13 protein-coding genes are annotated in these 15,227 nt (G+C 45.9%); 1 reads left to right on the top strand and 12 read right to left on the bottom strand.

The genetic code is table 11. From position 1 onward, the window contains the following. Positions 1–11: 11 nt before the first annotated feature. From AB4114_RS05730 to AB4114_RS05685, 10 genes are all read right to left on the bottom strand, one after another. A complete protein-coding gene (locus AB4114_RS05730) occupies positions 12–935 on the bottom strand; it encodes an FTR1 family iron permease (RefSeq protein WP_441987562.1) in 924 nt (307 codons plus the stop codon). 89 nt (positions 936–1,024) lie between these two features. After that, positions 1,025–2,515 carry a copper amine oxidase N-terminal domain-containing protein gene (locus tag AB4114_RS05725; protein ID WP_441987561.1) on the bottom strand — a complete coding sequence of 497 codons (1,491 nt, stop codon included), beginning with the start codon at positions 2,513–2,515 and terminating at the stop codon, positions 1,025–1,027. Positions 2,516–2,562: 47 nt separating this feature from the next. Then, the gene (locus tag AB4114_RS05720; protein ID WP_441987560.1) at positions 2,563–3,603 is read right to left on the bottom strand and encodes a hypothetical protein; all 1,041 of its coding nucleotides are present in this window, start codon (positions 3,601–3,603) and stop codon (positions 2,563–2,565) included. A gap of 125 nt (positions 3,604–3,728) precedes the next feature. Further along, on the bottom strand, positions 3,729–5,258 hold the full coding sequence (locus AB4114_RS05715) for a nucleoporin-interacting protein (RefSeq protein WP_441987559.1): 1,530 nt from the start codon (positions 5,256–5,258) through the stop codon (positions 3,729–3,731). Beyond that, positions 5,255–6,004 carry a glycosyltransferase family 2 protein gene (locus AB4114_RS05710; protein ID WP_441987558.1) on the bottom strand — a complete coding sequence of 250 codons (750 nt, stop codon included), beginning with the start codon at positions 6,002–6,004 and terminating at the stop codon, positions 5,255–5,257. Before AB4114_RS05710 ends, AB4114_RS05715 begins: the two co-directional genes overlap by 4 nt. Then, positions 5,997–7,457 (bottom strand): alkaline phosphatase family protein, encoded by a 1,461-nt coding sequence (locus AB4114_RS05705; RefSeq protein WP_441987557.1) that lies wholly within the window; start codon positions 7,455–7,457, stop codon positions 5,997–5,999. The genes AB4114_RS05710 and AB4114_RS05705 overlap by 8 nt, the downstream gene beginning before the upstream one ends. A gap of 1 nt (position 7,458) precedes the next feature. Continuing rightward, positions 7,459–8,427 (bottom strand): lysylphosphatidylglycerol synthase transmembrane domain-containing protein, encoded by a 969-nt coding sequence (locus AB4114_RS05700; RefSeq protein WP_441987556.1) that lies wholly within the window; start codon positions 8,425–8,427, stop codon positions 7,459–7,461. Between the two features lie 180 nt (positions 8,428–8,607). Then, a complete protein-coding gene (locus AB4114_RS05695; protein WP_441987555.1) occupies positions 8,608–9,369 on the bottom strand; it encodes an ABC transporter permease in 762 nt (253 codons plus the stop codon). Next, on the bottom strand, positions 9,366–10,148 hold the full coding sequence (locus tag AB4114_RS05690; RefSeq protein WP_441987554.1) for an ABC transporter ATP-binding protein: 783 nt from the start codon (positions 10,146–10,148) through the stop codon (positions 9,366–9,368). Before AB4114_RS05690 ends, AB4114_RS05695 begins: the two co-directional genes overlap by 4 nt. A gap of 148 nt (positions 10,149–10,296) precedes the next feature. Continuing rightward, positions 10,297–10,947, bottom strand: a complete 651-nt coding sequence (locus AB4114_RS05685) for a stalk domain-containing protein (RefSeq protein ID WP_441987553.1) — start codon at positions 10,945–10,947, stop codon at positions 10,297–10,299. Positions 10,948–11,137: 190 nt separating this feature from the next. Between AB4114_RS05685 and AB4114_RS05680 the strand changes: the two genes are divergently transcribed. Next, entirely contained in the window at positions 11,138–11,848 is a 711-nt protein-coding gene (locus AB4114_RS05680) for a polysaccharide deacetylase family protein (RefSeq protein WP_441987552.1), read from the top strand. 859 nt (positions 11,849–12,707) lie between these two features. On the opposite strand, the gene AB4114_RS05675 is transcribed toward AB4114_RS05680, so the two are convergent. After that, positions 12,708–14,279, bottom strand: a complete 1,572-nt coding sequence (locus AB4114_RS05675; RefSeq protein WP_441987551.1) for an extracellular solute-binding protein — start codon at positions 14,277–14,279, stop codon at positions 12,708–12,710. 63 nt (positions 14,280–14,342) lie between these two features. Continuing rightward, positions 14,343–15,221, bottom strand: a complete 879-nt coding sequence (locus AB4114_RS05670) for a carbohydrate ABC transporter permease (protein WP_441987550.1) — start codon at positions 15,219–15,221, stop codon at positions 14,343–14,345. Positions 15,222–15,227 lie beyond the last annotated feature (6 nt).

Here is a 15,227-nt window from a genome sequence, read left to right as displayed (position 1 = left end):
TCTCCTATGTATTACGCGGCCACTTTATCTTCTTGGATCTGTTGCTGTTCCTGACGCTTCTTCTGAACAGCTAGAAGAATGAATACTAAGAAGTAATATCCCCAGTAACCTACGAACTCTTCCAGCGAAGGATTCTGCGTATAACCAAGGAAAGCTTTAAAGAAAATACCGACTTGGCCGTTAATAAGCGGCTCTTTCCCATAATCACGCAGATATTGTACACCGTCAATAGGATGTTCTGGCATAAAGGCTGTAATATTGTAAATTTCACCTATCTGGTGACCAGCTGTTCGATATAGGCTGCCAATAATCCCTAAATCCTGCATAATCCCAATCGCCTGAACAAACAGTCCAGCCGAAATCATCATGAGGAAGACAGCAGTTATCCGGAAGAACGTACTTAAACGAATCTTCTTGGTCCCTTTGAAAAAGAGAAGTCCCACCACTGCGGCTAGCACCAGACCGAATAAAGCTCCCCAGCTTTCAAGCGCTTTCTGAATGTCGCCACCCGTAATAGCAGCGAAGAAGAATACCGTCTCCACGCCTTCACGCACAACAACCAAGAAGGAATGAACAACCATATTAATAGCGCCGCCAATGGTCAATATATGAGCAACCTTGCTCTGAACCTTGCCTTGCATCTCACTGCTTTGTTTGCCCATGAACATAATCATATGTGTCAATAAACCAGATGAGACGAGCATAATCCCGATCTTCAAATAATTCTGACTACCCATACTTGCAAAACCAGTTAATAAAACCTGGAAGGCAAGAGCCAAGCCGTAACTGACAACTATGGCGAAAAACACGCCAACCCATACCCATTTATGCCAATGGATCGCATCAATTCGAGTCAAATAAGTAAGGATGACACCTACAATGAGAATGGCTTCCAGTGCTTCGCGAAACGTAATGAGAAATGCCTGTAAATCCATGATCTGCCTCCTGTTCTCTTTCCTTGCACTGAACATTGAAAAACACTTGTGCTTTTACAGCACAAGTGTCTCCCTTCCGAACGAGATGATTAACGAAGAACGATGATCTCACCATTTTGATAGAATACGCCATAACTGAACAACTCAGCTACTGCACGCAATGGGATGAATGAACTCCCGTTTTGAAGAACAACCGGCTGATCCAATTTAACTTTCTCGTTTACTTTACCATTCTCAACAACTTGATCGGAACCAGCTTTGATTTCTGTTTTCTTGCCATCTTTCGTGATCACGATCGTTTGCGTTGCTTCAACCCATTCAACTTGCGCATTAATCGCTTGTGCAATAACTCGAACCGGCACTAACGTACGGCCGCTTTCTTGATTAACGAACGGAGCATTCTCAGCTGTGAAAGCAGCGCCATTTACTTTATATCCTTTGTCATTCACTTTTAAGCTGGAACCATCTTTGTCAACGAGGAATTTTACGATATCAAAGATTGCTGCGTTCGTAGCGGCTGCATCGGATTTATCAACAGCTTCATTTAATTTCGTAGCCGCAACACTTGCAGCTGCAAATTTCTCTTTACCCAAGAACACTTCTTGGCTAGCAAGGAACATCGTACCTTCAGCAACATATCCGCGTGCACCTTGCAGGTCACCAGCTTCTTGTTTAACTAGAATTTGGTTAAGATATTCAGATACTTTACCGATCATCGTACGTTGAAGGGCATCGCCGATTTCAGCTTGTTTGATTTTGCTAGCATCACCTGAAGCGAATGCATTCTTCACGAAGTCAGCATCAGCAGGGCTTCCACCTTTGAGGTATGTATAAACAGGCATGTAGAGGAAGTAACCTTCTGTGATTGCTTTGGATTGGTCAGCTGCCGCAGCCAAACCAACATTTTCAGCATATGTATATGTTGCAAGCGCGTAGTTTTTGATCAATGTTTTGTCAAGAATTTGACGGTGGAAGTTAAAGTCATTCACGTTGTTGTCTTTGATATCTTTTTGGATTAGCTCAATTGTTGCTTTCAAAAGTGGTACCATGTTCAAGTTATACTTCGTATCACGTTTTACAACGTTAGCTTGCAGAGCACCTTCATAAATTTGAACGACTTTATCGAAAGCAGCCGTCGCTCCAGCGATGTCGCCTTTCGTCAATGCAGGACGTACTTGGTTGCTCATCAAATCACGAAGTGCGAAGAAGTAATACCATTGCAAACCTTTATCGATTGCTTCATTCGCTGGACCTACTGGCAAGTCACCTTTAATGGCAGCATCCAAAATAAGCAAGATGTTAGCATCCATTTTAGGATCATCTGCTTTGATGTTGACATCCAGACGTTTAACATCGGTTTGGAATTTATCTACATATAATTTCTTAATATCAGCAAGAACGGCTTTATCGGTTTTATCTGTGAAGAGTGCTTTAATATCCGTGAAAGATTTAAGGCTAGCGGAGATCGTTTGATCTTCTTTGATTTGGAATTTCGTTTCTGCAAAAGCAACGGATGAAACAGTAACAACACTAGATAGAGCGATTGAAGCACTTAATACGACAGATAGAAATTTACGCATGATAATTTTCTCCTCTATTCATCTCAATTTTTAGGTTGACCTAACGGTTAAATCCACTTTCTTTTGCGAGCAAACCATACGGCCCCGCCCAGTATAACGATAACTCCACCAATCACGGACACGCTGACCCACGGATTCGTTTTGTCTGTGCGTTGCATAGGTGCATGAGCGGCTGCTTCTTTCGCAGGCTCAGCTTTCACAGCTGTGCTAGCTGTCTCCGTAGCTTTAGCAGGTGCTTCTACTGTTGCAGTAGGATTAGCAGCTTCGGTAGTCGGTGTTGGACTTGGACTCGCTGATGCTGATGCAGACGGTTCAGGAGAACTTGTCGCAACTGTTGCCGTTGCGTCTGGTGCCTTCGTCTCTGCTGGTTTGGCATCCGTTGTTGCAGCAGGCTGTTCTTGCTTAGGGCTAACTTCCGCCTTCACAACGGGGTCTGTCTTTGTCGTCTCTACCGGCTTGACAGTAGGCGTCGGTGTACTTGTGGCAACTGGTGCTGGTGCACTGTAAGCTTTATAAGGAAATAGCGGCTTTACCTTACCAAAAATAAAATCAACCTTTTCCTTAAATACAGCAGGCTGCACGGGTTTCTTCCCAACGCCGAACAATCCTGGATTACCCAGTGCTTCCAAAGCAGCATCAAATGCTTTATCAATTTCCGCTTTACCTGATCCCATGTAAGGCTCTAGGGAATCATAGGTTGCCTTGGCCTTAGCCAACAGAAGTTTTGCTTCCGCATAGTCAGAAATACCTTGCCCAGCATAGGTAAAGCGACGATCTAAGTTCATAACCAGGACAGCTTTGAAATTAGCAATGACTAATTTATTATCCTTCGCCTGGAAATTTGCATCTAATGTCTTACCGACCTCTTCACCAAAGTGTGCTACAAGTTCTGCTCTTCGCTCTTTGTAGGCACCTTCGGCTGCTCCCCAATCATTCGCACCCTCGCCAATACTGGTTTGCACCAGTTTAAAGGTTTCTGCTACATCTTCGGTATTCGCATCACCATAAGAGTAGGCCAGCGCGGAAGTCGGCAGGATTAATAATGCCGCAAACACAAGAGTCAATCCGGCTAGTAGCCATCTTTTCATAACTTCACCTCTGCAATGAATTTGATTCTCAATGTCATTGATAATGATAATCATTGTCCATTTTTATGTCAACCTTTATTTTACAATTTGATCACACATTGTTCATCGTCCGTTCATAGTGGTAACTAACGAACCCATTCAAATAAAGTCACGTGTCCATAGGCAGGGTCAAACAACGTATCGGATGTAAACTCGGCAATCTGTTTTAAATGCGATTCCACCGATTTCCCTTGAGCCGCAAAACCTTGCACAACATGATCGGTTAGAAAAACGCGTCGTTCCGAATTGGCTCCTGCCAATGATTGAAAATACCCATACGTATAGATGCGCTCATGTTCGTAATCTGCTTGTAAGTACTGTAGGACTCTCGTTTCTTCCCATGTAAATAGAATGAGTGGCTCATGCAAGCTACTCAGATAGTCATGCAGCTGATAAATCGCTGGTTCGTCCAAAGCCTGCCTTTTTAATAGCTGCGAGCCATAGAAAACCTGTACGACAATGAGACTAATGAAGAGCGTGTATAGTAACTTTGGTGCTAGTCTCAACAGACGCGACTTAGGATCTGAGGCCTTCACAGCATCTGCCGTTCGAATGATGTAGACAAACAGGAGGCATAAAATTGGCGAAACCACTGGAACAATATGTCGAGGCTTTTCGATATTTTGACCTATTAACGCCCATACGGAATAAAGAACAGCACAACCGACCAACCAAAGTAAGTAATTCCTGTTCTCTTTATTAAGATGCCCTGTCGATGCGGCGAATCCTCGCACGATCAACGTTATGACAGCCAAAATCGCGAGACTCATACCAATAAGAATGGAACCACCGAAAAGGGCAGAACCTAGCAAATTTTGCCCGAATAGCAGGATGATTCGTTCCCCCATGGGCATCGGCGTTGAGATCACGCCACCGCCCCACTCAGAGAAATGCCCCTCTACAAAAGCTAGGGACAACTTCCAGAAGCCAGCCACATTTCCTTCCGAAAGTACCAAGCCAGCTACCCAAATCAATTGAAACAGCCCTGCTGCTAGAGCTGAACCTCCTACTCGGAGCCATCTCCTCCAACGGGTAGCCCCCTGCTGCCAAAGCGAATACCAGAGGGGAACTAAGGCTAAACCGTAAGGAAAGAAAGATAGGCGTATCCCCATTAAGAAGCTGAACATCAGCAGCGCTAGCCCGTGACGCAGCACAGCGTGCGGACGATCCAACGCAAAGCGGATACTCCAAAGAAACCACCACAGCATGGCCATGCCTGCGCATTCCGACATGGGACGCGAGGACATGAGCCAAATGTAGGGGCTGCTTAAAACGAGTGCGGGCAGCAAAAGGCTCCTGATGCCGCTGCCCGTCAGACGATGTGCTAATAAAAACATAGGAATCGCGGAGCTTAATGCCGCTAAGGTATTGAAGACGGATAAGGCTATAGCGGGATTATTCATCCATTGGTTAATAAACCAACCACCCAGAATAAAGTAGGGATATCCAGGAAAATGAGGCTGCATGGCCAGTAAATCATACCGATGCAATGCGAGTGTGAAGTCCACCTCGTCCCATGTGCGCACATAAGGACTCGCATATAGCAGACTAAGGCAGATCACACTAGCTATAACCACAGCTGCAAAAAGCGCCATTACTAACGCGTTACGTGTCATAAGCTCGGTTCATCTCGATGCATTTGGACAGTGGCCTTGCGCTTGCGGGAGACAGGACGTCTCATTTCTTTGTAAATCGCCGGAATTACGGAAGACACATACTGTCTGAACTTGATGAAGGATTGACCCTTGGTCCGTACTTGGTACGATATCGGAATCTCCTCTAAACGGTAGCCCTGACGAACCAGATTAATCGTGAGCACCTGGGCGTAATTGTAGTCATGGATAATGACGGCGTTCTCCATGGCATCGCGTGAGAATCCACGCATCCCTGACTGGCCGTCATAAATCCATCTGCGTAGTAAAATCGCCTGCAGCAGGGTAAAGGTATAGTTGCCTAAGCGGCGATGCAACTTCATCCCTTGAATGTGGCCTTTGAAGCGTGAGCCAAAGGTGTAGTCGGCGCGCCCGCTGATAATGGGCGCAAGGACGTCCGGGATTTGCTCCGGCGGATACTCATTATCCGCATCAATCATGATGCCAATGTCGCCGCCGAGCAGGCAGCATTGCTTCAGCCCTTCGCGAACGGCTGCGCCGAGCCCCTGATTGTGCGGAAACGACACAATGTGGTCGGCCCCCGCTTCGCGCGCAACTTGGACGGTGAGGTCCTTAGACCCGTCGTCGATTACGAGTACTTCCACCTCATACTGCGGGTGGAAATCTCTCGGAACGCGGGCAATGACCCCGCTGATATTCTCTTCTTCATTATGTGCAGGCATGAAAACGATGATTTTTTTCTTAGTCATGATGTTTAATAGCCTCCGTTAGAACAGGTCCACGACTATGGCTTGGGAAGGGTGCTCCCAGCAAATAAGCCAGCGTCGGCGCCATAGAGACGAGTGAATGCTTCTCATCAATGCGACGGCCTGCTTCGATGGTTGGACCGTGCAGGAAGAAAGGCACATAACGCTCGCCTTCGTCGAGATGCCCATGTCCGCCAATGCCGTCTGCTTGTCCGTGATCGGCACAGATGATCAGTGTTGTATTCGCCATCATACCGCGCTCTTCGAGCCAACCGACGAACTCTTCAATAAGTTGGTCCGCTTCGGCAATCTTTTGCGTGTAATCATCGTAGAGAACACCTCGGCTGTGACCTGTTTGGTCAACTCCAATTAATTGGGCAACGAGTAGGTCAGGATTTTGCTCTGCCATAATCTTCTTCGCTCGCTCAATGATATTACGATCGGCAACATCGTTGTGCATGACAGCCGTCACACTCTCCACATCGTCTCCCATGGAGTCAATCAAGTGTGCAATGCCCAGCAAGCGACCTTTTTTGCCCACTTTACGCAGGGAATCGAAAATACTCTCAACCCGAATACCCAGCCTCCACACCATATTGGAGCGAATCCCATGCTCACGTGGATATGTACCTGTAAACATCGAGGAGAAGCATACAACGGTACGCGCTGGATATACGGTTTCCATTTGCGCATACTCGGTTCCTTCTGCTCGCAGTTTCTTCATAAATGGGGCATTCGCTTCCTCAAAGCGTTCTTTGCGCATGCCATCCACAACGATAACGATCACCTTCTGGTTCAATGCTTTACCGCCTGCTTGTACAGGGCTTGAATCACGTGTATACGTTGGAATTTCTGATGGCTTCCAGTCGAATAAGTTACGGTGCAGAATAAAACTGTAGATCAACAAACCGCCTGCAAATAGCAGCCCTGTACCCACATCAGCCGAAACATCCGCCTCGAATTGACCATAATAATGACTCCATACAAACAGCAACAGCAGAAACTTAGGCATCTGCTCCTGCGCATTGCCGCTTGTAGAGTCACTATTTTTCAGGACAAGCTTCCAGAAGCGTGTGAAATTCCACCAGGTCGTTCCAATTCGCAAATGGTAGTAAAACGTGCCCCAGAAATATATCGTAAAGAAATAAAACACCCCTAACGCCAGCACATATAGAGTTAGTTCATTTCGTTCCCAAATAAGAAGTGCGGCAATAAGTGGCAACCATAAATAATTGCGTAAAAAGAGCGGAAAATCGAAGCAATAATATAGTACAAATAGAGGCATGGTTATCACTAGCCCTAGACCCGCCGCGCTCCAAAAGCTAGAATCAGACCATACACCGATATGGTACAGCAGAAAAACGCCGACAACGAAAATTGGTGTAAACGGTTTCCCCTCATTCAATAGGTTCCAACAGCGGGCTGCAACAATCTCAAAAGATGATGCCTTTTTCATATTAATCTTCCTTCCGCACTTTGTTATAGGATTGTGATTTCGTTTGACTTGTGACTCGGCTAATCCAAGCTTTCATTTCTCGAAAGTGCAGCGGCATCCGTAACAAAGAATAGCCACCTAACGCATAGGCAAATAGAAATTTAAACGTATGTGACAATAGCGCCGCTCGATAAGCGTCTTTCCCATCCACACCCAATAAGGCAAGTGAGCCGCTCATCGTACTTTCATAGGTGCCAATGCCCCCTGGTGTAATATGAAAAATTTGCCCAGCAATCGTCATGCTATTGGCCCATACGAGCGAAATGCTTCCTAATTGCACATTAATAATTTGGGAGACTGCGAGAATGACTCCCGCTTCTAGTACCCAACTGAATGTGATGAAGCCCAGAATGGCGAGCCCTTTGCCCGAAAGCATTTTAAGATGAAAATAGGCAGAATGTTTGACGACAAATGGGAATTTGCGAATCACAGGTAAATAATGAGCCGTTGCGAGAATCGCTGTGCCAGAGGCCAGCAGCGTCACCCACATCCAAGAAGAAGGCAGACCCATGCGGACGATACCAATGCCTCCAATGACCGCCAGCACAAGCATATCCAGCAGGCGCATAACCGCTACGGAATGGAGTGCATCCTCCCATGACTTTCCGCCATTTTTCATTAATAGACCGGTTCGAACCCCATCTCCCACCTTGATCGGCAGCACATGGTTTACGAGCAAACTGTAGCTAATCGCATGAAAATAGACCGCGAATTTGACATCTTGTCCCGCGTAAATTCGCCAAGCTGCCGCTTTGAGAAGAAAGGAAACTAGGTATGCAATTACCATAAAGACCAACCACTTGGGCCGGTGGAAGAGCAGCCCTACATCGCGAATCCATTCCTTTGAATCGAACCATTGCCATGTGATAACAATGGAACAAACGACCAGAAAGATCGCTATAGATTGGATCATTCGTTTCTTTGTCAGCATATTTGTTGAGACCTTCTTTGGAATGAAGTTAAATACAAGCATGAGAATGAGAATCATGGTCAGTATAGGTGGTTTACACCTTTACGTCAATCGAAGATTTACCAGAATGCATAAAAAAACCTAAGGGCAGCAATCCCTCAGGTTTCTTGTGCTGTCTATTTTATCCAAAACAGTAACTACTTATCTTCCCTCGTGAAAAACCTTTAATTGCAGCTGTTCCGAAAACACTAACTTATAGATGAGGACACTTAACAGTATGCTAGTAATTGCTGCGGAGCCGGTAAAGGAGAATACGATTAAAATTTGATAACGCACAGCTTCCACTGGCTCAGCACCTGCCACGATCATACCTGTCATCATCCCTGGAAGCTGAACAAGTCCTACTGTCTTCATGCCGTCAATGGTCGGGATCATACTGAACTTAACCGCTCGTTTCCTTACGTCTTGCAGTGCCTGTCCTGCGGAAGCTCCAAGTGACAATAGCGCCTCAATCTCGCCTTTGGACGCAAGAACTTCTCTCTTAAGTTGAGTAATAAACAAGCCCGATACGATCATAGCATTTCCGATGGTCATGCCACTTAGCGGTATGATGTATTGCGGTGTGGCTTCAATGAGATGCAGCCCCAGAAGCATACCCATCATTAGAATCTCCACCGTCATGATCGACAAGGCGATTCGCCATAGAATGCCAGGCATGCCACCGCCGCGTTTGGCCGCATTCCAGGAGGCTACAGAAATCATAAGCGTAATAATGAGCATCAAGTACACAACATGCTGCGATTGAAAAATGTAATGCAGCACATATCCAATAAATAATAATTGCAGAGTCGATCGTATCGTGCCAATTGCGATCTCTTTTTCTAATCCAAGCTTCTGCCAAAATGATATCAACATCGTTGCGAGTATGAATAATAAGGTAAAGCTAAGTGATAACATCGTCATAATTGAACCTCTTCTTTAGTTAACCCTATAAATTTTCTCGCTGCCTCTGTAGATGGCTCGCTAAAGAAAAGCGCTGTTGGCGCATCTTCAAGTATCGTATTGCTTGACATAAACCATACACGTTCACTCGTACGCACCGCTTGTTCAAGCTCATGCGTGACCCCTATCAGGGTAGTTCCTTCTTTCTCATGCCACTTCTGTAGTAATTGCTCGACAGCCCTTGTATTCATCGCATCTAAGGAAGATGTCACTTCATCTAAAAGCAGTACTGATGGGCGCAGTAGCATAGATCTAATTAAAGCAATCCGCTGCATTTCTCCACCAGATAATTCACGGGCATTCTTTTGAAGATCCAACTCGCTCAGTCCCGATGTCTCTAGCAATTCATCAGCTAGCTTCCTTTCATATGACTTGCCATGCAATCGGCTTGCTGTACGTAAATTGTCCTCAACGCTCCCAGGCAGCATGACCGCTTGCTGAGCAACATAGCAAATTCGTTTCCGCCAGTTTCGTGCCCCAACCTCTTGATAGGAGGCTCCCTCCAATAGCATCATTCCTTCATCTGGTGAGCTCAGTAAGGCCAAGATACGTAGAAGTGTACTTTTCCCTTGCCCTGATGAACCGATAAGGGCGATACGTTCCGCTTGCTGAATCTTTACTGTAATACCCGAAAATAGGTAAGGAGATTTGGGATTATCCTGATTATATGAAAGCTTGGCTAACTTATTTAGTTCAAACATAATGGGTATCCTTTCAGGTCCGATGAGATCTTCACTCATTGTAGCACTTGCTCCAATTGGGTCAATACATGAAAGAGAAAGGAGAACCAACCGTTTCACTTGATGAGAAAACGGGAAAAACAAAAAAACAGTTCAATCATGGTGGTATCTGACCATAATTGACTGTTCCATGTGGGGAGCGTTTATCTTATTTTAAATGCAATCCTTCTCTATTCTCATACGCGATATGATCCAAGTTAATTATGCTTGTACCTTCTATTTTTGCGTTTGCATCCATTTCAACAGCATCTGACGGATTGGGATATTGGGTACCATCATGTTTCAGTTGAACGTAGTGGGAGGCAACCCCACCGCCAGACACTTGAAGTATGAGATTATTCCATCCATTCGTTTGTTCCGTACTTACGATAATTGGATTGCGGATTAAGGTAAACTTTTGAAGAAATTTAAAAGTATGATCTTCCTGTTGGAAAAGTAAACCGGTATCTCCGCCCGACCCACTGGTATAAGGTCCAGTCAATTGAACGAATACCTCCTCATTCCCATCGCCATTTAAATCAATATGATTATAGTAGTATTGGGTTTCTTTCGCGTCCTTATCATCCATTTTAAGCGTCGCCATGATCGCCTTTTCCAAATCTGCGTTTTTAACCATTTCAGGTTTCAGCACGTGGAGCCCGTTATTTTTTTGTGCTTGTGATTTGTCAATATATACCGTGTTCGTTTCGCTGTCCCATTCCACCGTTTTACCTAGTGCCTCTGAAATTGCTCTAACCGGGAAATATGTCGTGCCATCCACGTTGAATGGCTCTATGGCGGCGCCTGATTCATCTACCAAATTCAGACTTTTATCTCCCACATTTATTGTTGAATCTCATTTCTCTTTCCTCCTGTAAGTGCTATCTGTATGTTTTATAGAATTTAGACGGACAAGCTCGCATTATGGTTCAATAGGAAAGTTAGGATTGACAGGGATTTCTTTCGATGATACGGTCGGAGAAATGCGTAAGAAGTTAAGGAGGATGTACATGTTTAACGGAAAAATGAAGGCTGTTACATTCAGCTACGATGACGGTGTGACCCAAGATATACGTTTGATTCAAATCTTTAATAAGTACGGACTTAAAGCAACTTTTAATCTTAACTCAGAACTCCTCGGATTGGACAACACCCTTATCAGGGAAGGACAAACCGTTAATCATACCAAAATTCATAGAGATCAAGTAAGAGAAGTTTACCACGGACATGAAGTCGCAGCGCACACCTTAACTCACCCACTTCTTACTCAATTGGATGAAACCGAGATCGTGAAGCAGGTGGTAGAAGATTGTAGAAATTTGGAGGCAATCGTGGGCTATGATGTGGTTGGCATGGCCTACCCAGGTGGGGGCGTGAACAACAATGATTACGTTGCGAATGTCATAAGAAACCAAACAGCCCTTCAATACGCAAGAACAACAACGTCTACCTATCATTTTGACCTGCAAGACAACCTATTTAGATTTAATCCAACCGTTTATCACCATCAACAATGGGAGCAAATGGAGAAGCTTGCTGAAACTTTTATTGCCTTAAAGCCTGATAAGCCGCAAATTTTTTATATATGGGGACATAGTTATGAATTCGATATCCATGATTCATGGGATAAATTCGAACAGTTTTGTCAACGAATAAGCGGACATGATGATACATTTTATGGTACGAACCGCGAGGTTATCTTGCCAGATTACATGAGATAATCGCCCATGCTGGGTGCACAAAAACACAAGCGAGGGCGGCTTACCTTGCGCACAATATTTGTGCGCTAGCGCGCGACGGCCGACGGGGCGGCTTCACTTGCGCACAATATTTGTGCGCTAGCGCGCGATGGCCGACGGGGCCGCTTCACTTGCGCACAATATTTGTGCGCTAGCGCGCGACGGCCGACGGGGCCGCTTCTCTTGCGCACAATATTTGTGCGCTAGCGTGCGATGGCCGACGGGGCCGCTTCACTTGCGCACAATATTTGTGCGCTAGCGCGCGATGGCCGACGGGGCCGCTTCACTTGCGCACAATATTTGTGCGCTAGCGCGTGACGGCCGACGGGGCCGCTTCACTTGCGCACAATATTTGTGCGCTAGCGCGCGATGGCCGACGGGCCTGCTTCTCTTGCGCACAATATTTGTGCGCTAGCGCGCGATGGCCGACGGGGCTGCTTCACTTGCGCACAACATTTGTGCGCTAGCGCGCGATGGCCGACGGGGCTGCTTCACTTGCGCACAATATTTGTGCGCTAGCGCGCGATGGCCGACRGGGCCGCTTCACTTGCGCACAATATTTGTGCGCTAGCGCGCGATGGCCGACGGGGCCGCTTCACTTGCGCACAATATTTGTGCGCTAGCGCGCGAYGGCCGACGGGGCCGCTTCACTTGCGCACAACATTTGTGCGCTAGCGCGCGACGGCCGACGGGGCCGCTTCACTTGCGCACAATATTTGTGCGCTAACGCGCGATGGCCGACGCCATAGGCTAGAGATAAAAAAAGACGGAAGAAAGGGCACGCCATACCGCCCTTTCTTCCGTCTTCTCCTTTGCTTATATGATCACAACTTTTCAGAAATTATTTCTTCTTAATGCTGTTATACCAGTCAGTTTCATATTTGATTCTTTCTGTACCGGCTTGTGCTCTCCATTGCTTCACATACGTATCGAAGTAATCGAGCGGTTGTTTGCCCAGCATGATCTGAGCGGCTGCTTCTTGGAAAAGCGTACCGCTAAATTCCAATTCAGGCTTTGCGGGTAATTTTGTAGGAGGGAGACCCGCTACAATACTCTTCATTCCTTCTGCAGCGGCGACTTTATAAGCCGCATCCATTTTGTCGGCTGCTTCCTTGCTGCCCAATTGAATTTCCAGGAAGTCTCTGTTGTAGGCGACTAGATTGAAGGTACTCGGACGCCAAAGTGCCGTTTTGTCATCTGTATCCTTTTTGATATCATAGGAAATTTTGCCGCCATCCTTCTTGTACGTTACGTTTGGTATCCCAAAATTAACAAACTCTTGACCTTCCTGACTAACGAGCCAATCCAACATTTTCACAATCGCAGCTGGATCTTTCGCGGCTTTGGTGACCATGAACGACTTATTAGATGCACGAACTGAAGTACCAGAACTTTCTACACCCGGCGCTTTCGGAGTTTGAATTGCAATCACATTCGCTCCTATACCCGGAAGAGACTTGTTCAATTTGTCCTGCCAATCCCAAGCAAGCGAAGGTGTGTGCACCCAAGCACCAACCAAGTTATTCTGGATCTTCTGCTCCCAGACATTCCGTTTGTTTGTCAGAAACTCGCTGTCAATCAGCTTCTCTTCAACCAATGTTCGGAAAAATCCAAGCGCTTGCTTCATATTAGGACTAATAACCGATGGCACTACCTCGCCATTAACTAATACACGGTTGAAAGCATCCACACCGAACATGGTCATCACATTGTCAACCCAGCTGAACTTTTCACGACCCGAGATCGGCATCTCATCTTTTTTGCCRTTGCCATTCGGATCCTTATCACGGAATGCCCGCAGCATCGTCAACAATTCATCAGGCGTTTGGGGCGGGGTGGCAATACCAACCTTATCCATCCAGTCTTTACGGACATATAGAACATTATTTCCTAGCTGTCCTTCTGGAATCGCCATGATTTTCCCACCCGTTGTGACTTCGTCCCAAGCGGCTTGCGATATCGCCTTTTTCAGATTGGGGCCGTATTTATCAATATAATCGTTTAATGGGATAATCTGTTCATTTTGCAATAATTCATAATTAATGCCCCAACCTCCGACGACATCAGGGATATCACCGCTGGCAAAATTAATTCTAACCTGCTCCCCATACTGCCCATGCGGAAGGAATACCCAATCCAGATCCGTATTCGACTTTTGAGCCAGGTATTTCATCGTAGGGTCATCCATCGACTTCCCACCTGGAATCGGCTGGTTAACATCGCTTGCGAACACGCGGATTTTGACTGGTGCTGCTGGTGTTGCAGGCGCTTGCGAAGCGCTTGTTTGCGTACTTGTTTGACTCGGCGTTGCGCTAGAACTACTGCCCTCATTACCCGAAGAACATGCAGTGAGAAGCACGATTGTAGACAACGTTAGGCAAACCGTACTGCCCCATTTCTTTTTGAAACTCATATTCTTACCCTCCCTAGGTTTTCTTTCTTAATGATCTATAAAGGCATATGCCTGAATATTCAGTTATTCTTTGACAGAACCTAGCAACGCACCTTTAACAAAATGCTTCTGCAAAAAAGGATATATCAGTACAACGGGCACGGTGGCTAATACAATCGTGGCCATTTGAATGGCGACCGGAGAGAGCTTGATGCCGCCTTCTGCAGCCGCCCCCGCTGTCGAGTCCGAATCTCCATTAGCAATCAGCGAGTATAGGTACATTTGCAGCGTTTGTTTGTTGCGATCATTTATAAACAGGAGCGGACCAAAATAGTTATTCCAATGGCCCACGGCATAAAACAACAGAAGCGTCATGACAATCGGCATCGACAAGGGTACGACGATACGCCATACCATGCCGTATTCGCTCATGCCATCCACACGCGCTGCATCGAATAGATCATCGGGAACCGTACGAAAAAACGTAATACATAAAATCATATTAAAGGCACTAATGGCACCCGGCAGGATGAGAGCCCATATGGAATTTAACAGAAATAAGTTTTTCACAAGCAAATACGACGGTATGATCGGGGCATTAAAAATCATCGTAAAGATGATTAACAGCATAAAATACTTTCTTCCTTTTAAATCCATCTTGGACAACGGATAAGCCGTAATCATCGTGAATACCATATTGACCAAGGTACCTATCACTACGATTTGGACAGTCATCCATCCTGCCTTCCAGAAGGTGCTATTATTCGCGACTAGCTTGAAATTAGCAAGGGTCGCTTCTACCGGCCATAATAGGACTCTATTATGAACAAGAGCGTTCGAGGAACTGAACGAGCCTGCGATAACGTAAAGGATCGGGAGCATGGCTGTAACTGTAATCAGGATGAGAAAACTAACGTTAGAGAAATCGAAAACTTTTTCACCGAATGATTTTCTAATTTTCATATACGA

Origin of the sequence: Paenibacillus sp. 2RAB27 (genome assembly GCF_052115445.1) — a bacterium.
Classification (GTDB): Bacteria; Bacillota; Bacilli; order Paenibacillales; family NBRC-103111; genus Paenibacillus_E.
The sequence above is the reverse complement of the archived record's forward strand: the minus strand, read 5'-3'. Positions and strand labels throughout refer to the sequence as shown.

Coding starts and splice junctions, on each gene's coding strand:
- AB4114_RS05730 (WP_441987562.1), bottom strand. CDS start 935: ATGGATTTACAGGCATTTCTCATTACGTTTCGCGAAGCACTGGAAGCC.
- AB4114_RS05725 (WP_441987561.1), bottom strand. CDS start 2,515: ATGCGTAAATTTCTATCTGTCGTATTAAGTGCTTCAATCGCTCTATCT.
- AB4114_RS05720 (WP_441987560.1), bottom strand. CDS start 3,603: ATGAAAAGATGGCTACTAGCCGGATTGACTCTTGTGTTTGCGGCATTA.
- AB4114_RS05715 (WP_441987559.1), bottom strand. CDS start 5,258: ATGACACGTAACGCGTTAGTAATGGCGCTTTTTGCAGCTGTGGTTATA.
- AB4114_RS05710 (WP_441987558.1), bottom strand. CDS start 6,004: ATGACTAAGAAAAAAATCATCGTTTTCATGCCTGCACATAATGAAGAA.
- AB4114_RS05705 (WP_441987557.1), bottom strand. CDS start 7,457: ATGAAAAAGGCATCATCTTTTGAGATTGTTGCAGCCCGCTGTTGGAAC.
- AB4114_RS05700 (WP_441987556.1), bottom strand. CDS start 8,427: ATGCTGACAAAGAAACGAATGATCCAATCTATAGCGATCTTTCTGGTC.
- AB4114_RS05695 (WP_441987555.1), bottom strand. CDS start 9,369: ATGACGATGTTATCACTTAGCTTTACCTTATTATTCATACTCGCAACG.
- AB4114_RS05690 (WP_441987554.1), bottom strand. CDS start 10,148: ATGAGTGAAGATCTCATCGGACCTGAAAGGATACCCATTATGTTTGAA.
- AB4114_RS05680 (WP_441987552.1), top strand. CDS start 11,138: ATGTTTAACGGAAAAATGAAGGCTGTTACATTCAGCTACGATGACGGT.
- AB4114_RS05670 (WP_441987550.1), bottom strand. CDS start 15,221: ATGAAAATTAGAAAATCATTCGGTGAAAAAGTTTTCGATTTCTCTAAC.